Annotated in this window: 17 protein-coding genes, 1 pseudogene and 1 riboswitch; of the genes and pseudogenes, 15 read left to right on the top strand and 3 right to left on the bottom strand. The window is 49.7% G+C overall.

Going from position 1 to position 19,368, the window contains the following annotated elements; translation table 11 throughout:
• The first annotated feature begins 174 nt into the window (after positions 1-174).
• The 5 genes from pabB to QJ036_RS07215 all read left to right on the top strand — a co-directional run bounded on the left by pabB (position 175) and on the right by QJ036_RS07215 (position 4,426).
• Complete coding sequence (pabB, locus tag QJ036_RS07235; RefSeq protein WP_283230716.1) at positions 175-2,157, top strand: aminodeoxychorismate synthase component I; 1,983 nt, start codon at positions 175-177, stop codon at positions 2,155-2,157.
• 87 nt (positions 2,158-2,244) lie between these two features.
• On the top strand, positions 2,245-2,382 hold the full coding sequence (locus QJ036_RS07230; protein ID WP_283230715.1) for a hypothetical protein: 138 nt from the start codon (positions 2,245-2,247) through the stop codon (positions 2,380-2,382).
• Between the two features lie 15 nt (positions 2,383-2,397).
• Positions 2,398-3,165 carry a GNAT family N-acetyltransferase gene (locus QJ036_RS07225; protein ID WP_283230714.1) on the top strand — a complete coding sequence of 256 codons (768 nt, stop codon included), beginning with the start codon at positions 2,398-2,400 and terminating at the stop codon, positions 3,163-3,165.
• Entirely contained in the window at positions 3,162-3,944 is a 783-nt protein-coding gene (locus QJ036_RS07220; protein ID WP_283230713.1) for an aminotransferase class IV, read from the top strand. Before QJ036_RS07225 ends, QJ036_RS07220 begins: the two co-directional genes overlap by 4 nt.
• A 68-nt stretch (positions 3,945-4,012) precedes the next feature.
• A complete protein-coding gene (locus QJ036_RS07215; RefSeq protein WP_283230712.1) occupies positions 4,013-4,426 on the top strand; it encodes an EamA family transporter in 414 nt (137 codons plus the stop codon).
• Positions 4,427-4,518: 92 nt separating this feature from the next.
• On the opposite strand, the gene QJ036_RS07210 is transcribed toward QJ036_RS07215, so the two are convergent.
• Positions 4,519-5,544, bottom strand: coding sequence for an aldo/keto reductase (locus QJ036_RS07210; RefSeq protein ID WP_283230711.1), 1,026 nt, complete (start codon positions 5,542-5,544; stop codon positions 4,519-4,521).
• Positions 5,545-5,913: 369 nt separating this feature from the next.
• Between QJ036_RS07210 and QJ036_RS07205 the strand changes: the two genes are divergently transcribed.
• The 5 genes from QJ036_RS07205 (at position 5,914) to aspS (ending at position 12,074) form a co-directional block, all read left to right on the top strand.
• A complete protein-coding gene (locus QJ036_RS07205) occupies positions 5,914-7,296 on the top strand; it encodes an MATE family efflux transporter (RefSeq protein ID WP_283230710.1) in 1,383 nt (460 codons plus the stop codon).
• A complete protein-coding gene (locus QJ036_RS07200; RefSeq protein ID WP_283230709.1) occupies positions 7,293-8,012 on the top strand; it encodes a hypothetical protein in 720 nt (239 codons plus the stop codon). Before QJ036_RS07205 ends, QJ036_RS07200 begins: the two co-directional genes overlap by 4 nt.
• Positions 8,013-8,121: 109 nt before the next feature.
• Positions 8,122-8,262 carry a hypothetical protein gene (locus tag QJ036_RS07195; RefSeq protein WP_283230708.1) on the top strand — a complete coding sequence of 47 codons (141 nt, stop codon included), beginning with the start codon at positions 8,122-8,124 and terminating at the stop codon, positions 8,260-8,262.
• A gap of 329 nt (positions 8,263-8,591) precedes the next feature.
• Positions 8,592-9,959, top strand: a complete 1,368-nt coding sequence (locus QJ036_RS07185; RefSeq protein ID WP_283230707.1) for an amino acid carrier protein — start codon at positions 8,592-8,594, stop codon at positions 9,957-9,959.
• 369 nt (positions 9,960-10,328) lie between these two features.
• Positions 10,329-12,074, top strand: coding sequence for an aspartate--tRNA ligase (aspS, locus tag QJ036_RS07180; protein WP_283230706.1), 1,746 nt, complete (start codon positions 10,329-10,331; stop codon positions 12,072-12,074).
• Positions 12,075-12,148: 74 nt separating this feature from the next.
• Here aspS and QJ036_RS07175 read toward each other — a convergent pair whose 3' ends face one another.
• On the bottom strand, positions 12,149-13,528 hold the full coding sequence (locus QJ036_RS07175; RefSeq protein WP_283230705.1) for an MATE family efflux transporter: 1,380 nt from the start codon (positions 13,526-13,528) through the stop codon (positions 12,149-12,151).
• A 212-nt stretch (positions 13,529-13,740) separates the two neighbouring features.
• Between QJ036_RS07175 and QJ036_RS07170 the strand changes: the two are divergent.
• The 4 genes and pseudogenes from QJ036_RS07170 to QJ036_RS07155 form a co-directional block, all read left to right on the top strand.
• Positions 13,741-14,028: pseudogene (locus QJ036_RS07170) on the top strand (sigma-70 family RNA polymerase sigma factor); the annotation flags it as partial.
• A 210-nt stretch (positions 14,029-14,238) separates the two neighbouring features.
• Complete coding sequence (locus QJ036_RS07165) at positions 14,239-15,705, top strand: sortase B protein-sorting domain-containing protein (protein ID WP_283230704.1); 1,467 nt, start codon at positions 14,239-14,241, stop codon at positions 15,703-15,705.
• 126 nt (positions 15,706-15,831) lie between these two features.
• A riboswitch (ZMP/ZTP riboswitch) is annotated at positions 15,832-15,913 on the top strand.
• A 542-nt stretch (positions 15,914-16,455) separates the two neighbouring features.
• The gene (locus QJ036_RS07160; protein WP_283230703.1) at positions 16,456-17,169 is read left to right on the top strand and encodes an IMP cyclohydrolase; all 714 of its coding nucleotides are present in this window, start codon (positions 16,456-16,458) and stop codon (positions 17,167-17,169) included.
• A gap of 23 nt (positions 17,170-17,192) precedes the next feature.
• Positions 17,193-18,371, top strand: coding sequence for a phosphoribosylaminoimidazolecarboxamide formyltransferase (locus QJ036_RS07155; RefSeq protein ID WP_283230702.1), 1,179 nt, complete (start codon positions 17,193-17,195; stop codon positions 18,369-18,371).
• 40 nt (positions 18,372-18,411) lie between these two features.
• Here QJ036_RS07155 and QJ036_RS07150 read toward each other — a convergent pair whose 3' ends face one another.
• On the bottom strand, positions 18,412-18,615 hold the full coding sequence (locus QJ036_RS07150; protein ID WP_283230701.1) for a hypothetical protein: 204 nt from the start codon (positions 18,613-18,615) through the stop codon (positions 18,412-18,414).
• Positions 18,616-18,643: 28 nt separating this feature from the next.
• Between QJ036_RS07150 and QJ036_RS07145 the strand changes: the two genes are divergently transcribed.
• Positions 18,644-19,165, top strand: coding sequence for a pyridoxamine 5'-phosphate oxidase family protein (locus tag QJ036_RS07145; RefSeq protein WP_331487507.1), 522 nt, complete (start codon positions 18,644-18,646; stop codon positions 19,163-19,165).
• Positions 19,166-19,368 lie beyond the last annotated feature (203 nt).

Genomic DNA, 19,368 nt, shown 5'->3' with positions numbered 1-19,368 from the left:
CTTTTTCCAGCGGCTGTCAGAGGTGACGGAGCGCAGAAGCCCTGCAGCCGGATGCTGCAGACGGAAAGAGAAGACTGCCGGAAACAGATGTGTGGTGAGAGACCATACATTTGTTTCCGGCTTTTTTTCTCTCTGCAGGGAGACAGATTGGATTCCATAAAAAGGAGAATGTTCATGTATCTGATGATCGATAATTATGATTCTTTTGTCTATAATCTTTACGCATATCTGCGGGAGCTTGGTGAGGAGGTCCTGGTGGTGCGAAACGACAGGATCTCTCTGAAGGAAATTGAAAAGCTGCTCCGGGACGGGCTTGACGGAATCCTGATTTCTCCGGGACCGAAAAGTCCGGCGGACTGCGGGATTTCCTGTCAGGTGGTGGAGCGGTTTGCCGGCCGGGTTCCCATACTCGGCGTATGTCTGGGTCATCAGGTCATCGGTCATGTATACGGGGCAGCTGTGGAGAAGGGCACCTGTCCCATGCACGGAAAGGTGTCAGCCGTCACAAACAACGGAACGGGATTGTTTGCCGGACTTCCCCTGGCCTTTTCCGTGACAAGATATCATTCCCTGGTGGTTTCGGAAAAAAGCTTCCCGGAGGTGCTAAAGGTGGATGCCAGGACTGATGACGGGGTCATCATGGCCATTTCTCACAAAACCCTTCCGGTATACGGGGTTCAGTTTCATCCGGAAGCAGTGCTCACAGAATACGGTCATGAGCTTTTACACAATTTTGTGAAGATCTGTGAGGAGTGGAAAACGCGAAAGAAGAAGGAATCAGGCAGAACCAGGATAAAAAAGCTGGAACCTTACCGTCCTCTGGCAGAGCTGTTTGAAATTTTCAAAGAAGAGGATCAGGCGGTCTTTCTGGATTCCTCCCTGCAGAATGAACTGGGACAATTCTCCATCATCGGAAGAAAGCCCTATCTGACTCTGCGGAAGGAGAAAAAGCTGTATGTCAACGGGGAAGCAGCCGATGAGACACTGGAATCCTTCCTGAAGCGTTATCTGGCGGAAAACCGGGAAGAAAATCCTACGGCTCTTCCGATGATCTCCGGAGCCATCGGATATTTTACCTACGATTATGGAAGGCGAAAAGAGGGGATCTCGAGCCGTTTTCCCGATGAACAGGAGCTGATTCCCGAGGCAGTCTGGAATTTTTATGACAATTATCTGATTGAAGATCATAGTGCAAAGGAGGTATTTCTGGTGGCAGGCGGCCGTACCTGTCCGGCAGAACAGGGGCTTTCGGAGCTGGAGGCGTTGATCGGGGCCTGGGAACAGGGGCGTGATCCGCTTCATGAGGAACAGGAGGACGGTATTCAGACGGAAGGTTTTTCTGTTGAGGTGAAGGCAGACTCCACCGAGGAGGAATATCTGAAGGCAGTGGAGGACATGAAGCATTATATCGTGGAGGGGGATATTTACATTACCAACCTGACGAGACAGCTGGTCCTGAAAAGCAAAAAGGAGCCGTATGAGACCTTTTTGAAGCTCCGAAGGATCAATCCGTCGCCCTTTGGCGGCTATTTCCAGTATGGAGATTTTCAGGTGGTGTCTGCATCGCCGGAGCGGTTCCTGAAAATGAAAAAGGGATATATTGAAACCAGACCTATCAAGGGAACGAGAAAAAGAGGGGCCACGAAGGAAGAGGACGAGGCTCTCAGAAAAGAGCTTGTGGATTCCGGAAAGGACAGGAGCGAGCTTCTCATGATCGTGGATCTGGAACGGAATGATCTGAGCCGGGTCTGTGAGAAGAATACGGTGAAGGTGCCAGAGCTTTTTGCCATTGAAGAGTATGCAACAGTATTTCACCTGGTGTCCACTATTACCGGTACTCTGCAAAAGGATCGGGATGTGATGGACCTGATCGGGGCAGCCTTCCCCGGCGGTTCCATCACCGGGGCGCCGAAGATCCGCTCCATGGAGATCATCGATGAGCTGGAGCGGGGAAGAAGGGGACTTTACACAGGCTCCATGGGTTATCTGACCCTGGACGGCTGCCTTGATCTGAACATTGTGATCCGCACGCTGGTCTATAAGGACGGAAGCTACCATCTGGGCGTAGGAGGAGGCATAACCTGCGAGTCGGAGCCGGAATTTGAATATGAGGAGACCTGGCAGAAGGCCAGAGCTCTTGTGGAGGCGCTCAAGTGATGGTATAATGGGCACAGAACAGTGTCGGATAACAGAGGCCTGCTGCTTTCTGTCTACCGACGCCAGGACCAGTGAGGGAGGAGATGTATGGGAAAGCTTTTTGTTGGGTTTTTGCTTGTTCTGTTGGATTTTAATCTGAATTTCGGGGATTTCACTATCGGTCTCATACCGGATTTCATCGGTTCTGTTCCTGGTTTTCTTAAATACAGCGAAAAAACGGTATGAGGAGGCAAAACGGATATGATCGCCAGACTGAAAGAACCAAAGCATGCGGCGTATTTATATGAGGGATGGCAGGACGGTTCCCTGCGTTCCTGTCTGCAGGGTATCATGGGTCAGGTCTATGGAAATGATCAATTGCAGCCGACGGCGGCGAGAGCCATTTTGGGAGATTTCAGTTTCCTTGCCGGAGAGCCGGAGCAGGAGCTTTTGCGCCTGGAATCGGACAGAGAATTTCATATTCTGGTCCCGGTGACGGAAGGATGGAAAGAGCTTATCGAGAGCTGCTTTGGAGAGCGGGTAAAACCGGTGACCCGTTATGCCATAAAAAAAGAGCCGGGGATCTTTGACCGGGAAAAGCTGAAGAAGGCAGCAGCGTCTCTGCCTTCCGGCTATCAATTAAGGTTCATTGATGAGGAGCTTTATGAAGTGTGCCGGAGGGAGGAGTGGAGCCGGGATTTTGTGGCAAATTATCCGGATTATGAGACCTTCAGCCGGTTGGGTCTGGGAGTTCTGGCGCTCAAAGACGGAAAGCCGGCGGCGGGATCTTCTTCCTATTCCACTTGTCTGGATGGAATTGAAATCGAGGTTGTGACGGAAGAATCCCACAGGCGAAAGAGACTGGCCTATGCCTGCTGTGCAGCACTGATCCTCGCGTGCCTGGACCGGGGGCTTTACCCCAGCTGGGATGCCAGGACGCTCTATTCGGTGGGACTTGCCGAAAAGCTGGGATATCATATGGCTCATCCTTACCGGGCATATGATTTTTTTGGAGGAACGGACATTTGAAGAGGGGAATGATCGAGCCGGATGACGGATATTATTTTGGACTTGGAGCTTTTGAAACCATTGCGGTGGAAGAAAATCGCCCGCTGTTTTTAAAGGAGCATCTGGAACGCCTCGGACAGGCGCTCAAAACCCTGGGCCTTTCAGATGGAGCCCGAAACGGAGCGCTCTTTGTCACAGCCGGGCAGGTGGATTCCTGGCTGGATACGCATCCTGTGGATCGGGGAGCTTTGAAAATTGTGGTGTCGCAGAAAAATATTCTTTTTCTGGAGCGGGGAAATCCGTATACGGAGGCCCATTATGTACAGGGCTTTCAGGCTGCTGTTTCGGAAATCAGGCGAAATTCCACCTCGCCTTTTACTTATATCAAATCTTTGAATTACGGGGACTGCATTCTGGAGAAACGGCGGGCAAAGGAAACCGGCATCGACGAGCCGCTGTTTTTAAATGAGAGAAATGAGCTGTGCGAGGGTGCTGTATCCAATCTTTTCTTTGTGGGAAAGGACGGAACCGTGGCAACACCGAAGGTGTCCTGCGGTCTTTTGCCGGGGGTGGTCCGACGGGTGCTTCTGGAGCATGGAATGGCCGGCGAGGCGGTGATCCTTCCGGAGGAACTGGGAAGCTTCTCAGAGGCATTTCTGACAAATTCTCTCATGGGGATCATGCCGGTTTCAAAAATCATCGGCCAAGGCGGTGAAGTCATAAGCTTTGGAAAGAGAACGGTGACAGAGCAGATCAGACGATTCTATGAAGCAGTCAAAAGGGAGGAGATGATGCGATAAAAAGAAAATGACTGCGGGAGTCATTCAGTAAAGAAGGTTGTAACGATACAAAAGAAAGAAGGGTTGTTATGTGGTTCGTTTTTGCACTTTTGTCGGCAGTGTTTGCGGCGCTCACCTCGATATTGGCTAAAATAGGAATCGAGGGAGTCAATTCCAATCTGGCCACTGCCATCCGGACTGTGGTGGTCCTTTTCATGGCCTGGGGAATGGTGTTTTTGACCGGGACCCAGAGCGGGATCGCCGGGATCAGCAGGAAAAGCTGGCTGTTTCTCATTTTATCCGGTCTGGCGACGGGAGCCTCCTGGCTTTGCTATTATCATGCGCTGCAGATCGGTCAGGCATCGAAGGTCGTCCCTGTGGATAAGCTCAGTGTGGTCATCACCCTGATTCTGGCCTTTGTTTTTCTTCACGAGGATTTTACGGCCAAGTCGGCCATCGGTGCGGTACTGATCACGGCTGGCACGCTGGTGATGGTTTTGTGATTGAAAAGCATATGGGGGATTGACCGGACTGGCGGTCAATCCCCCTGAAAACACTTTATATGGGATTTCCGAGGATATTCGGTCAGGAAAGCTTAGAGGGGCTTTCCGGCCAGAACCTCTTTGTAATCCTTGTAATTTTCCGCCAAAAGCTCCGGTGTGTTGAGTCCATAAGGGCATTTTTTCATGCAGGCACCGCAGTGGAGGCAGTCATCGATTTTGGCCATCATCGCCTGTCCTTCCGGAGTCAGGTGACCGGCAGAGGGAGACCGGCGCAGAAGCAGGGACATTCTGGCACAGTCGGCGATGTTGATGTGGGCCGGGCAGGTGGGCATGCAGTATCCGCAGCCGCGGCAGAAGCTTCCGGCCAGCTCCTTCTTTTCCTTTTCAATATAGGCTGCCATCTCGTCAGTCATGGCCGGCGGATTGTCGATGTAGGACAGGAATTCATCCAGTTCCTTTTCTTTCTGAACACCCCAGATAGGTAGTACATTGTCATACTGAGCCTCGAAGGCATAGGCGGCAGCAGAGTTGGTGATCAGTCCGCCGGACAGCGCTTTCATGGCAATGAAGCCCATGTTCTGCTTTTTGCATGCTTCGACGATCTCAATATCCTTTTCCGTAGCCAGATAGCAGAACGGGAACTGCATGGTCTCATAGAGGCCGGACTCGATGGCTTCCTTTGCCACATGAAGCCGGTGGTTGGTGATACCGATGTGACGGACCTTCCCCTGTTCCTTTGCCTTCAGGATGGCGTCATAGAGGCCGGATTCATCGCCGGGCCTGGGGCAGAAGGCCGGATTGTGGAACTGAAGGATATCCACATAGTCCGTCTGAAGATTTTTCAGACTGGTGTGCAGATCATTCCAGAAGCCCTCCGCATCGGAGGCGCCGGTTTTTGTAGAGATGTAAAGCTGATCCCGGATACCCTTGAAGGCATAACCGACCTTCTCCTCGCTGTCAGAGTAGGCACGGGCCGTGTCAAAGAAATTGATGCCGTTGTCGTAGGCCTTTCGAAGAAGACAGGCGGCATCCTCTTTGGAAATCCGCTGGATAGGCAGAGCGCCGAAGCCGTTTTTATTGACGGTGATACCTGTTTTTCCGAGTGTTACTGTTACCATAAGATCCCTCCCGTAAATAATTGTGGATGATCAGAGTCGGTGAACAGGAGATAATACACTCTCTGAGAACCGGCTCTGTTACAGAAGAATTACTTTCCTAAGAAAAGTATAGTAAGAGTGGGAAGAAAAGTCAATCCTGACTCCCGGAATGTAAAAAACGGTTGTGCGTTTTGGTTTTTTATTGTAACATACAGTTGATAACAGGAAGCCGTGCAACAGGCGGAAGTCAGGAGTAGCTGCAGGGAGTACGGAAGGGTATCTTTGATGCCCGCCATTGATCATAAGAAATAAATCCGGCGAGCCGGATTCTGAGAGGAACTCCAGGCCGTATGAGGCTTCGGGGTTCTTTTGCGAAAGGGAGTGTATGCTGTGAGGCAGGAGGAGAATAAAAGTGATTTTTCAAAGGGCAGCGTGTATCGCCATATCACATCGCTGGCTGTTCCGCTTACCATCGCCCAGCTGGTACAGATGCTTTACAATATTGTGGACCGGATCTATATCGGCCACCTGCCGGGTGCCTCTTCTCTGGCTCTGACAGGACTGGGACTGACCTTTCCGGTGATCACCCTGATCCTGGCTTTCACCAATCTCTTCGGTATGGGCGGTACGCCTCTTTTCTCCATTGCCAGAGGAAGGCGGCAGGAGGAGCGGGCAGGAAAGATCATGGGAAACACCTTTACCCTGCTGTGTATCAGCTGTATCCTTCTCATGGCCGTCAGCTATGGCTTTCTGCGTCCTCTTTTATATCTCTTTGGAGCCAGTGATGAAAGCTATCCCTTTGCCTGGCAGTATTTGAGAATCTACCTGATCGGGACACCCTTTGCCATGCTGGCGACAGGAATGAACGGCTTTATCAACGCCCAGGGCTTTGCCCGCACCGGTATGCTGACGGTACTGATCGGAGCTGTCACCAATATCATTCTGGATCCTGTCTTTATTTATGTCCTTGATATGGGTGTTTCCGGAGCAGCGCTGGCAACGGTGATTTCCCAGTGCCTGTCGGCTGTGTGGGTCCTTCGGTTTCTCACCGGAAAGAAGACGCTGTATTCCATCCGAAAATGCTATCTGAAGCCGGAGGCAAAGCTGGTGCGGGAGATCCTGGGATTGGGAACAGCCGGCTTTGTGGTGTCGGCCTCCAACGGGGCAGTGCAGATCGCCTGCAATGCCACGCTTCGCAGCTTTGGCGGCGATATTTATGTGGGAATCATGACGGTGTTAAACTCGGTGCGGGATGTGGTTTCTCTGCCGATCCAGGGGGTGACCCATGCCTCCCAGCCGGTGATGGGCTTTAATTTCGGGGCAGGAGAATACGGGAGAATCAAAAAGGCCATCGCCTTTGTGACAGCCATCGGCGTGTCGTATATGCTGGCGGCATGGCTTCTGTTGTTTCTGTTCCCGGAGCCGATCATGCGGATCTTTAATTCGGATCCGGAGCTGATCACGAAAGGAATTCCCTCCCTTCATCTTTATTTCTTCGGATTTTTTATGATGGCGTTTCAGTTTGTGGGACAATCCACCTTTGTGGGGCTTGGAATGTCAAAGCATTCCATTTTCTTCTCCCTCTTTCGGAAGATCATCATTGTTGTGCCGCTGACTCTGATCCTTCCCCATTTGGCCGGCATGGGAGTGCAGGGCGTCTTTCTGGCGGAGCCCATCTCCAATTTTATCGGCGGTACGGCCAGCTTTACCACAATGCTCTTTACGGTGCGGAGATTGTTTCGAAACGGCGGAGAGAAAGGGAAAACAATATGAATACTTTTAAAAATTGGGAAGATAAAGCAATACAAGCAAAAACCTTAAAGGAACTGTTTGGTTACTGGAAAAGGGCACATGAAACAGAAGAGAATTTTGGAGAAACTCTTCCTAAAAATCCCAAAGATGGAAAATATCCAGGTGATAAAGAAGAATATAAGAATAATTTTTGTTGGGATGGGGTGACATCGATAAATGGAAGGGTGTGTCAGGAAAAGATAGATCCGAAGGTTGATGTGCTTTTCATTTTAAAAGAAGCAAATACTGATGGGAAACTCAACAAATCAGATAAAGCTTTTTGGTTTAATGATCCGGATTCTGGAAGTTCAAAAAGAAGAGATACTTATGCAAATAGGCTAAAAATGATTTTGGAAAAGTTCAGCAAGGAAAAATCTGAGGAAGAAATAGAAAAAATTCCTTTTGGGTATATGAACCTCAATAAAAGAGGCGGATTTGGCAGTACTGATTCTAAACAGTTGAAAAACTATGTGAATAAATACAAGTATTTTATAAAACGGCAAATCGAGCTGCACGATCCGCAAATTGTAGTATTTTGTGGCTGCTTTGATGGGATTGCCGATCAGTTATTTAATATAGAATCTAAATGGAACGGAAACTTTGTCTATGGGAATATTGGAGATAAAAATGTGAGGCTTTATTATGTTTATCATCCGTCCTGTTCCAGATTTAAAAATTCATTTGAATATTTAAAATGACAGTTGTTTTCACTACAACTTGCTTTTTTCGCGAATAAAAACCTCCCATTTTTGGCACATGACAAACAGTATAATAGTTATGCTGGCCGTATCGTAGGAGGAGAAGTATATGAATGACAAGGAAATAAGAAAAATTTTAATTGCATATCTACAAACCCAAGGAATGGAAATGCGTATCTATCAGGAGAAAAGCATCGTCAATTCAATTTGTGATCTTATGGTCGTGACTGATCAACTAACCGGATACTGAATATTCCAGCCCCCTTTGAGCCACCAGTCCGGACTTTGAGCGCCATCATTCCGGTGCCTCAGAGCCAGTAAATCCAGAGATTGAGAGCCACTCTGACAGGCTCATAACTGATCATTCCTTTATACTGTAATCACGCACCTTTCGATGTGATTACAGATAAAGGAGGTCACGACTATGACCAAGTATCGTGAAATTCTCAGACTTCGCAGTCTGGAATTCAGCGAGCGGAACATCGCGCGAAGCGCCGGTGTTTCCAGGAACACTGTCAAGAAAGTCTTAAGTGTCTCTTCCGAAGGAATAGAAAATCTCCCCGTTCCATATATTGTTCCATGAGCGGATTAAAGAGTTTTCTGGACACCTTAAATCAATTTGTCTGGGGCATCCCGATGATGGTTCTGCTTTTCGGAACTCATCTTTTGTTTACGGTGCGCCTGAAGGTACCTCAGAGAAAAATCGGGAAGGCTCTCAGGCTTTCTGTGACGGAGGATGAGGGAAGCGAAGGGGAAATGAGCCAGTTTGGAGCGCTGGCGACGGCCCTGGCGGCCACCCTCGGAACCGGCAATATCATCGGCGTTTCCATGGCGGTCGCCCTGGGCGGGCCGGGAGCGGTTCTCTGGTGCTGGCTCACCGGGCTGTTTGGCATGGCGACAAAGTACGGGGAAGCTCTTTTGTCCGTCAAGTACCGGGAACGGGACAGAAACGGAGGGTATATGGGTGGCCCCATGTATGTGATGGAGAAGGTGCTCCACAGGAAAGCACTGGCAGTTGTGTTTTCTCTGTTTGCGGCTTTTGCAGCCTTTGGGACAGGGTGCAGTGTCCAGGCTAATGCCATTGCCGGAGTGATGGAGACTGCCTTTCACGTGAAGCCCTTTATCACCGGGCTTGTGATCTTAAGTCTGGCGGCGGTGGTGATCCTTGGGGGTACAAAGAAAATCACGGGAGTCTGTGAAAAGCTCATTCCCTTTATGGCAGTTTTTTATCTGGGCGGGAGCGCTGCCCTTCTTTATATCAACAGAGGGTATCTGGCTTCTGCTCTCCGCCTGATCGTCACGGCGGCTTTCACTCCGAGGGCGGCAGCCGGGGGCTTCGTGGGAACTACGGTGATACAGGCGGCCAGGCAGGGCATTGCCAGAGGACTGTTTTCCGATGAGTCGGGGCTTGGAACCGCCCCTATGGCGGCGGCCGGAGCCAGAACGAGAAATCCGGTGCGTCAGGCCCTTGTGGCCATGACGGGTACCTTCTGGGATACGGTGGTGTTCTGCGCGGTGACAGGCCTTGTCATCGTGTCGTCCATGCTCCATAAGCCGGAGCTTTTTGCCGGTCTTACAGATGGTGCTCTGGCAGAACAGTCCTTTGGGCTGATGAACCGGTACGGTCATGTGATATTTGCTGTTTCCCTGATCGTCTTTGCCTTTGCTACCATTCTGGGCTGGTGCTTTTACGGAGAGCGGGCAGTATCCTATCTGTTTGGAGAATCGGCTGTGAAATACTACCGTCTTCTTTATCTGGCGGCAGCTTTTGGCGGAGCCGTGGCCTCCATGGGGGTGATCTGGAAAATCTCGGATCTTCTGAACGGACTTATGGCAGTGCCGAATCTGATCTGCCTTTTGGGTTTACAACGGGTCATTGCAGCGGAGACTGATTATTATCTCTGGGGCGGACGTCTGGAGGAGGATGCGGCTGCAAAAAAGGCATAGAAAGACGGAATTATGGGAAAAATTGAATTGACAAACTGTTTTTCCTAGTATAAAATACGGTAAGAAACAGGCAAAAGCGATGACGGAGAGAAGTAGTACGGATTATCGTTCCCAGTGAGCGGGAGACAGTGAGAACCCCGCAAAGTGAATCCGCATGAATAACACTCCCGAGCTGCAATCTGAACCCCGCTGTGCGGGCAGTAGGTGCGCCGTAAGCCGGGCGTCAACCGGCAGCGATGAGGCGACTGCCGCAGAGAGCGGCGGTAAATCAGGTGGCACCGCGGACATGGAAAGCTGTTCGTCCTGAAGAAATTTTTCAGGAGACGGCTTTTTTTATTTGCACAGGCTTACAGAAAAGGAGAGAAAAAAATGTCAGATTTGTACCGTACGAAAAATATGGGCCAGGTCAGCGAGAGTGATGTGGGCTCCGAGCTTAAAATTGCAGGCTGGGTGGAAAACATCCGTGACCACGGCGGTGTTTCCTTCCTTGATCTGCGTGATATGTATGGCGTCATGCAGGTGGTTCTTCGTGATACAGACCTGTTAAAGGGCATTCGCAAGGAAGAGTGTATTTCCGTTGAGGGTCTGGTGGAGCACAGGGATGAGGAAACCTACAATCCCAAGATCCCCACAGGTACCATCGAGCTGGAGGCTCATAAGATCACGATCCTCGGAAAGGTATACAGGGATCTTCCTTTTGAAGTGACTACCTCCAAGGAGATCCGGGAGGATGTCCGTCTGAAATACCGGTATCTGGATCTTCGGAACCATAAGGTAAAGGAAAACATCCTGTTCCGATCCAGGGTCATCAGCTATTTGAGAGAAAAAATGACAGAGCTGGGCTTTGTGGAGATTCAGACCCCGATCCTCTGTGCCTCTTCTCCTGAGGGAGCAAGAGATTATATCGTTCCTTCCAGAAAATATAAAGGAAAATTCTATGCCCTTCCCCAGGCACCGCAGCAGTACAAACAGCTTCTGATGGTGTCCGGAATCGATAAATACTTCCAGATCGCTCCCTGCTTCCGTGATGAGGATGCACGTGCAGACCGTTCTCCGGGAGAGTTTTATCAGCTGGATTTCGAGATGAGCTTTGCCACCCAGGAGGATGTATTCCGGGTCGGCGAGGAGGTCCTTACCAGCACCTTTAAGAAATTTGCTCCGGAAGGATATGCCATCACAGAGGCGCCTTATCCTGTGATCAGCTATAAACAGGCTATGCTGGAGTTCGGCACCGATAAGCCCGACCTTAGAAACCCCTTACGGATCCTTGACGTGACGGAATTCTTCCAGAGATGTACCTTCAAGCCCTTCCACAAGAAGACCGTGCGCGCCCTCAAGGTACATGCACAGCTTTCCAAGGGCTTCCATGAGAAGCTTTTGAAATTTGCCCAGTCCATCGGCATGGGCGGCCTTGGATATCTGGAAGTGAAGGAAGATCTGTCCTACAAGGGACCTATTGATAAATTCATTCCCGATGAGATGAAGAGCGAGCTTGCCTCCCTTGCAGGTCTTGTTCCCGGCGATGTGATCTTCTTCATTGCCGACAATGAGGAGCGCGCTTCCAAATATGCGGGACAGATCAGAAATGAGCTGGGTGAACGCCTTGATCTGATCGAAAAGAATGCCTACAGATTCTGTTATATCAATGATTTCCCCATGTATGAGCTGGATGAGGAGACCAAGAAGATCGGCTTTACCCACAATCCCTTCTCCATGCCTCAGGGCGGTCTGGAGGCACTGAACGAGAAGGATCCTCTGGATATCCTTGCATATCAGTACGACATTGTCTGCAACGGTGTGGAGCTTTCATCCGGCGCCGTGAGAAACCATGATATGGATATTATGGTGAAGGCCTTTGAGATCGCAGGCTACGATGAGGAAACCTTAAAGTCCAAATTCGGGGCACTTTACAACGCCTTCCAGTTTGGAGCACCGCCTCATGCAGGTATGGCTCCCGGCGTTGACCGCATGATCATGCTCCTGAGAAACGAGGAGAATATCCGTGAAGTCATCGCCTTCCCTATGAGTGGAACGGCGCAGGATCTGATGTGCGGCGCACCCAATGAAGTGACAGAGCAGCAGCTGAGAGAAGTGCATATTAAGATCAGAGATTGATGATTCAGAGTAAACGCAATACAGGCAGAGGAGCGGATCGTGCTTCTCTGCCTGTTTTTTAAATGCTGGTTTGTTTAAGCAGCTTTATCAATACCGCCGCTTTTAAGCCGCCTGTCCAGGTGCTTTTGAAAGACGAGAAGGAAGGTGATCGTGGAAACGATGGCCCCGAGTCCGTCACAGATCGGTTCGGCAAAGAAGGTATTTCTGGCACCGAAAAAGGCTGGAAGGAGCAGAACAGACGAAATGTAGATCCCTTTTCGGAGCATGGAGAGAGCGAGGGCTGTTTTTGTCCTGCCAAGTGCGGTCAGTCCGTCCACAAAGGCATATTGGAAGCTCAGCGGGATGATGGCCAGGGTAGCAATGCGGATGCCGCGGACAGCCATCTGCCCGGTGGCAGTTTCCTTTGTAAAAATACGGACAAAAACTGTCGGAACGATCCGGGACAGGATAAACATAAAGACCGTGAAGCAGAGGCAGAGGAGCAGAATGTATTTTTCTGCCTGTTTGATACGGTCAATACGACCTGCCCCATAGTTATAGCTTAAGATGGCCTGAGTCCCGCTGGATATTCCAAGCATTGTGGAGGTCACAGTCAGGAGCCAGCTTTGGATGATCGCGGCGGCAGTGATGAGAAGATCCCCTTCGGAAGGTCCGCCGTAGCGCTGGAGAGAGGCATTCAAAACGATCATTATGACGCTGTCCGTTGCCAGGATCAGAAAGGGGGAAAGCCCCAGGCCAATGATCCGTTTCATCAGGGAAAATGAGTAATTGCCAAAGGAGATCCGGATCGGAACCCGCCTGCTGAACAAAAAGCCGGCGGCAAACAGGCAGGAAAACAGCTGGGAGAGGACCGTGGCGATGGCAGCTCCGGCAACTCCCATGTTCAGGACAAAAATAAACAAAGGGTCCAGAAGGATATTGGATACGGCGCCGATCAGCACGGTCATCATACCGATGGAGGCAAAGCCCTGACAGGTGATAAAATAGTTGAGGCCGATAGCCATCAGGGCAAAAAAGGTGCCGAGAGTATAGATCGTCATATAGGTATTGGCATAGGGGAAGGTCTCTGCGCTGGCACCGAACCACATGAGCAGCCTGTTTTTGCAAAGAAGAAATAAGACGGTCAGCACAGACGAAAAAATGCACAGCATAAGGAAGCTGTTGGCGAGGATCCGTTTGGCCTCTTCTTCTTTTCCTTCGCCGCGGCGCATGGAAAAGAGAATGGAGCCGCCCAGGCCAACCAGAGTGCCGAAGGAAGAAAGCAGGGTCACGATGGGACCGCAGATTCCTGCTCCTGCCAGGGCCAGACCGCCCGAGCCGGGAATATTTCCAATAAACATGCGGTCTACGATGTTATATAAAACATTGACAAAATTTGCAATCATGGCCGGTACGGCCAGATGCAGTACCAGGGAAAAGACCGGGTCCTTTCCAAGATCAGAATGTGTTTTCACGATAGGAATTCCTCTTTTCATTTTACTGCCTAAGGGAGTATAGCAGAAAAATGAAAGGGGGACAAGAGAGTACTGACAAAAAACATAGACAGTATCCTTTCACAAGTGCAGAACAGGGACAGGGATTGTCAAAAAAATAAAAAAGTTGTAAAAGCACTGCGAAAGCTGTCCCGGCATAAAATATAAAGAAAGAACCTGCAGGAGCAGTTTCCATGAAAACTTTCCTGAAACCCCTGACCGCTTCGGAAGAGCGGATTTTTTTAGATCAGCTGCGACAGGGGGAACAGAAAGCGAAGCATGTACTGATCGAGCGAAATATGCGTCTGGTGGCCCACATTGTGAAAAAATACAGTCAGACAGATCACGAGCTGGAGGATCTGATCTCCATTGGAACCATTGGGCTTATTAAGGCGGTGGATACCTTTAATCCGGAGCGTTCGAGCAGGCTGGGAACCTACGCCGCCAAGTGCATTGATAATGCTATCCTCTCACAGATGCGTTTATGGTTCCAAGCCAATCCCCCCGAATAGCAAACCGGAGCAAGAATCACAACATGGGGCGAAGGCTGGGCAGGCGGTGCCTCATATCATCCCACAAATACATGCACAGGTGAAAAGTTCTATCCTGCTACACAGGCTAACGCTGCAAAGCTCAGCGACAGAATCGCTCTCTTTAACGATGCAATCCGTGACGGTATCACGGGCGGTTGTATGAGCATTTCAAACCAGGGCTTCGTTCAGGGTGCAGAAACTTCTGCTCCCGACATCAGATATGGTGTAAGCGCCAACTCATCCGGCGGAAACAAGTGGCTTGCAAGCGCACCCTCACAGTGCGTATCATATGCATCCAGCCACGACAACGCAACTCTCTACGACCAGATTCTCGGTTCAACAGGACTGGCTTCTTACGGAGTTCGTGAGTCAACAGCAGTGAAGATGAACAAGCTCGGCGGTGCAATTGTTTACACATCACAGGGTATTTCATTTATGCTCGCAGGCGAGGAAATGTGCCGCAGCAAGGACGGCGACACAAACAGCTTCAAGTCACATCCTGAAGTTAATATGATTAAGTGGCAGAATGTAGTTGATTATGCTGACGTTGTTTCATACTACAAGGGACTTTCTAATATAAGAAAACACTTTACTCCTTTGACCTGTGCGGATAATTCGTACAGTGATGCGTACATTTTTAACGGTAATATGACCGACGCTTCAAAGCAAATCGCCTTCACTATCGCCAACGACACGCCCGGCGAGTGGAGTAAGATGGCGGTTATCTATAACAGTGATTCCGCTCCTACCGAGATAACGCTTAAGGATACTTCCGTTACCGAGTGGGTAGTAATCGCCAACGGCGTCTCAGCCGGCGTAGAAAAGCTTGACGAGGTCAGCGGCTCTACCTTTACCGTACCGGCTTATACGGCACTTATTGCCGTAGATAAAATCAGCTTTGATACTGCAGGTCATGAGTGTGTCGATGAAGACCCGAAAGATCATAAGTGTGACATTTGCAGAAAAATATTATCCCAGCACACCGGCGGCACAGCCACCTGCATAAGCAAGGCGGTCTGCGATACCTGTGGCGAAGAGTACGATGAGCTTGACAGCACAAATCATAATCTTGAAAAGATTCCTGCAAAGGATGCAACCGTAACCGCAGCAGGAAACAAGGAGTATTGGCATTGTAAAGATTGCGGAAAATACTTCGCCGATGAAAAAGGCACAAACGAAATTAAGCTTGAGGACACGGTAATTTCAAAGTTCTCGCCTGAAATCATTGAGGGCAAAGGACAGAGCATAACCGCAGGAGATAAGAAAGAGCTTACTTTCAAATCAAATGCGGCGTTCAGCGATTTTGTTCGTGCCCAGCTTGACGGGAAAACCCTTGATGAGAAGAATTATACCGTCAAGGAAGGCAGTACGGTTGTAACCTTAAAGGCTGATTATGTAGCCACACTTTCAGCCGGCAAGCATAGCATCGGCATTGTATCCGAGAGCGGTACTGCTTCCACAACATTTACCGTGAATGCGAAAGCGGAAGAAAATGCAAATAATGACACCAAGTCTCCGCAGACCGGAGATAGCAGCAACATGGCATTGTGGATTGCACTTCTCTTTGTGAGCGGAGCAGGCGTAATCGGAACAACGGTTTACGGTAAGAAGAAAAGAGCAAAATAGTCTAAATATCTTTCGCCTGCAATTATAGAGGTATCCAGAAGATTAGAAAATCCGCAGGAATATTTGGCGCTTACTGTTAAAGAATAAAAAATACTTGCAAAGTTCGCAAGAGTAGTATATAGTTAAATCGCAGCGTGCGACTGGCGGATCAGTGGGGAAACCACAGGGAGCACGTTATGAAAGAATGTCGACCGCCTGGGCGCTTAGAAAAGGAGCAACCCAGGCGGTATTTTTGTTAGCGACGAGCCGCGCAGCTCAGAAAGTGAACAGGCCTCACGGGGAGCTTGCTCACCGGTGAGGCTGTTCGCTTTCTGAGCTATGGGGCGACCGCCCCAAGCGAGAAATGCGAAGCATTTGGAGCGGGGCGGCGAGGAGCGGGGAGAAAGCGAGGCGACCGCCCCAAGCGAGAAATGCGAAGCATTTGGAGCGGGGCGGCGAGGAGCGGAGAGAAAGCGAGGCGACCGCCCCAAGCGAGAAATGCGAAGCAATTGGAGCGGGGCGGCGAGGAGCGGAGAGAAAGCGAGGCGACCGCCCCAAGCGAGAAATGCGAAGCATTTGGAGCAGTGCGGCGAGGAGCGGAGAGAAAGCGAGGCGACCGCCCCAAGTGAGAAATGCGAAGCATTTGGAGCAGTGCGGCGAGGAGCGGAGAGAAAGCGAGGCGACCGCCCCAAGCGAGAAATGCGAAGCAATTGGAGCGGGGCGGCGAGGAAATGCGAAGCAATGAAATCATCATACATTTAGGAGGTAACCATGCAGAAACTGTCATTGAGAGAAGAGTTAAGTCAGAATGCTTATCCCGGAAGAGGGATCGTGATCGGGAAGTCTCTGGACGGAACGAAAGCTGTAACCGCGTATTTCATTATGGGACGGAGTGTAAACAGCCGCAACCGTGTATTTGTTGAGGATGGCGAGGGTATTCGGACACAGGCCTTCGATCCGAGCAAATTATCTGACCCCAGCCTGATCATCTATGCACCGGTTCGTGTGTTGGGCAACAAGACGATTGTGACCAACGGGGATCAGACGGATACCATTTATGAGGGAATGGACCATCAGATGACCTTTGAACAGTCTCTGCGCAGCCGTGAATTTGAACCGGATGGCCCCAACTATACCCCTCGGATTTCCGGTGTGATGCACATTGAGAACGGAAAGTACAATTATGCCATGTCGATCCTGAAGAGCGATCAGGGGGATCCGTCCTGCTGCAATCGTTTCACATTTGCCTATGAGCATCCGAAGGCTGGTGAAGGCCGCTTTATTCATACGTACATGCATGACGGCAATCCGCTGCCGAGCTTTGAGGGAGAACCCAAGCTGGTGGCAATCGAGGAGGACATTGATGAGTTCACCGGGATGCTGTGGGAGAGCCTGAACGAGGATAATAAGGTTTCTCTGTTTGTGCGCTATATTGACATCGCAACAGGGAAGTACGAGACCAGAATTGTAAATAAAAATGTGTAGAACAGGAAAGGAAGAAGATTGAGATGAACGAATTGGCATTAAAATACGGCTGTAACCCTAACCAGAAACCCTCCCGGATCTTCATGGAGGATGGAAGTGATCTTCCGATTCAGGTACTGAGCGGCCGCCCCGGCTATATTAACTTTCTGGATGCTTTTAATGGCTGGCAGCTGGTACGGGAGCTGAAGGCAGCTACGGGTCTGCCGGCAGCAACATCTTTTAAACATGTATCACCGGCTGGCGCAGCAGTCGGCCTGCCACTGACAGATACGCTGGCAAAGATCTACTGGGTAGATGACCTGGGTGAACTGTCCCCCTTAGCCTGTGCATATGCGAGAGCCCGTGGTGCAGACCGGATGTCATCCTTTGGTGATTTTATTTCCCTGTCTGATGTATGTGACAAGGATACAGCACTTCTGATCAAGCGTGAAGTGTCGGATGGTGTGATTGCTCCCGGTTATACCGATGAGGCTTTGGAGATCCTGAAAGCAAAGAAGAAGGGCAATTACAATGTGATTCAGATTGATCCGGATTATGTACCGGATCCGATAGAGCGCAAGCAGGTATTTGGGATCACCTTTGAACAGGGCCGCAACGAGCTGAAGGTGGATGATGAGCTTCTGGCTAACATCGTGACTGAGAACAAAGAGATTCCGGAGTCTGCAAAGATCGATATGGCGATTGCACTGATTACCCTTAAGTACACACAGTCCAACTCCGTATGCTTTGTAAAAGACGGACAGGCCATCGGTATCGGTGCCGGTCAGCAGTCCCGTATTCATTGCACACGATTGGCAGGCTCCAAGGCTGATAACTGGTTCCTTCGCCAGTGTCCGAAGGTACTGGGACTGAAGTTTAAGGATACCATTGGCCGTGCGGATCGCGACAATGCGATTGACCTGTACATCGGAGAGGACTATATGGACGTTCTGGCAGACGGTGCCTGGGAGCGGATCTTTGAGGAGAAGCCGGAGGTGTTTACAAGAGAAGAAAAGCGGGCATGGTTAGATCAGCTTCAGGATGTTACTCTGGGTTCGGACGCATTCTTCCCCTTCTCAGATAATATTGATCGGGCTCAAAGAAGCGGCGTGAAGTATATCGCTCAGCCTGGTGGTTCCATCCGTGATGATCTGGTAATCGATGCCTGCAATAAGTATGGCATGGCGATGGTATACACGGGAATCCGTTTGTTCCATCACTAAATATAAAGCCTGTCGGTTCACTCCGACAGGCTTTTAAATTTCAGAGTTCTTCCTGCACAGATGCGGCTTTGATCACCGAGTTCAAAAGGCGCCCCTTCTGCTCAGAAGGACAATTCAGTTTTTTGACAGATTCTATGATCATATCTGCATGTACATGAGCAGCTCTCTCGGCCAGTTCCTGTCTGCCCGTTTCTGTTTTCGGATCGTAAACAATCACATGGATCGGAGCACCTGTTCTGCCCATATCAAAACCTCCCCGGATGGTTCAGTCTATGAAGGAGAAGCTGTCCGGTATTCTCTTGGGGCCCCCGTTTTCCTGCCTCAAAACCTTTGTCATCCGTGAGGCGACGATCAGAAATATGGGGATTAACCATTTTTCTGCTAAGGAAATGACTATTATGAAAGAAGTATATGAGTTTTTAAAGAATTGTGGGACGTTTTATCTTGCAACTGAGGAGAATGGCCAGCCTCATGTTCGCCCGTTTGGTGCAGTATGTGAGTTTGAAGGAAAATTATATATTGTAACAAACAATCAGAAAAAAGTATATCGGCAAATGTTGAAGAATGGAAAAGTGGAAATTTGCGGTATGAATAATGGAAAATGGATACGTGTAGAAGGAACTGTAAAAGAAGATTTGCGTCGTGAAGCCAGAGTTGCAATGATGGAGAACAATACAGCTGCACTTAGTAGTATGTATTCTGTAGATGATAATTTAATGACTGTATTGTATTTTGAAGGTGGAACGGCAACCATTTATTCGTTCACAGAGGAACCCAAAGTTATTAAAATGTAGTTCCATAGTCATTTGGCGAAAAAGATAGAATTTCACAGAACTTTATTGAACTACAGCCAGATTGAAACAGAAAAAACAAGTAAGGGAGTGTTGCAGAATGACCTAAAATCTGAACGATTGTAGGTCAGGAGCAACGCTCCTTCGTTTTTAGCTCAGAAACCCCGGCTCAGATATCATTTTGGGATATCTCGGCCGGGGTTTGG

This window comes from Fusibacillus kribbianus (genome assembly GCF_030053595.1).
GTDB classification, from domain to species: Bacteria; Bacillota; Clostridia; order Lachnospirales; family Lachnospiraceae; genus Lientehia; species Lientehia kribbiana.
This window is presented reverse-complemented; position numbering and strand designations above follow the sequence as displayed.

What these genes read in the sequence shown, in the direction of transcription:
- pabB (WP_283230716.1), top strand. Translation starts at nt 175, where the DNA reads ATGTATCTGATGATCGATAATTATGATTCTTTTGTCTATAATCTTTAC.
- QJ036_RS07230 (WP_283230715.1), top strand. Translation starts at nt 2,245, where the DNA reads ATGGGAAAGCTTTTTGTTGGGTTTTTGCTTGTTCTGTTGGATTTTAAT.
- QJ036_RS07225 (WP_283230714.1), top strand. Translation starts at nt 2,398, where the DNA reads ATGATCGCCAGACTGAAAGAACCAAAGCATGCGGCGTATTTATATGAG.
- QJ036_RS07215 (WP_283230712.1), top strand. Translation starts at nt 4,013, where the DNA reads ATGTGGTTCGTTTTTGCACTTTTGTCGGCAGTGTTTGCGGCGCTCACC.
- QJ036_RS07210 (WP_283230711.1), bottom strand. Translation starts at nt 5,544, where the DNA reads ATGGTAACAGTAACACTCGGAAAAACAGGTATCACCGTCAATAAAAAC.
- QJ036_RS07200 (WP_283230709.1), top strand. Translation starts at nt 7,293, where the DNA reads ATGAATACTTTTAAAAATTGGGAAGATAAAGCAATACAAGCAAAAACC.
- QJ036_RS07195 (WP_283230708.1), top strand. Translation starts at nt 8,122, where the DNA reads ATGAATGACAAGGAAATAAGAAAAATTTTAATTGCATATCTACAAACC.
- QJ036_RS07185 (WP_283230707.1), top strand. Translation starts at nt 8,592, where the DNA reads ATGAGCGGATTAAAGAGTTTTCTGGACACCTTAAATCAATTTGTCTGG.
- aspS (WP_283230706.1), top strand. Translation starts at nt 10,329, where the DNA reads ATGTCAGATTTGTACCGTACGAAAAATATGGGCCAGGTCAGCGAGAGT.
- QJ036_RS07165 (WP_283230704.1), top strand. Translation starts at nt 14,239, where the DNA reads ATGAGCATTTCAAACCAGGGCTTCGTTCAGGGTGCAGAAACTTCTGCT.
- QJ036_RS07160 (WP_283230703.1), top strand. Translation starts at nt 16,456, where the DNA reads ATGCAGAAACTGTCATTGAGAGAAGAGTTAAGTCAGAATGCTTATCCC.
- QJ036_RS07155 (WP_283230702.1), top strand. Translation starts at nt 17,193, where the DNA reads ATGAACGAATTGGCATTAAAATACGGCTGTAACCCTAACCAGAAACCC.
- QJ036_RS07150 (WP_283230701.1), bottom strand. Translation starts at nt 18,615, where the DNA reads ATGGGCAGAACAGGTGCTCCGATCCATGTGATTGTTTACGATCCGAAA.
- QJ036_RS07145 (WP_331487507.1), top strand. Translation starts at nt 18,644, where the DNA reads ATGAAGGAGAAGCTGTCCGGTATTCTCTTGGGGCCCCCGTTTTCCTGC.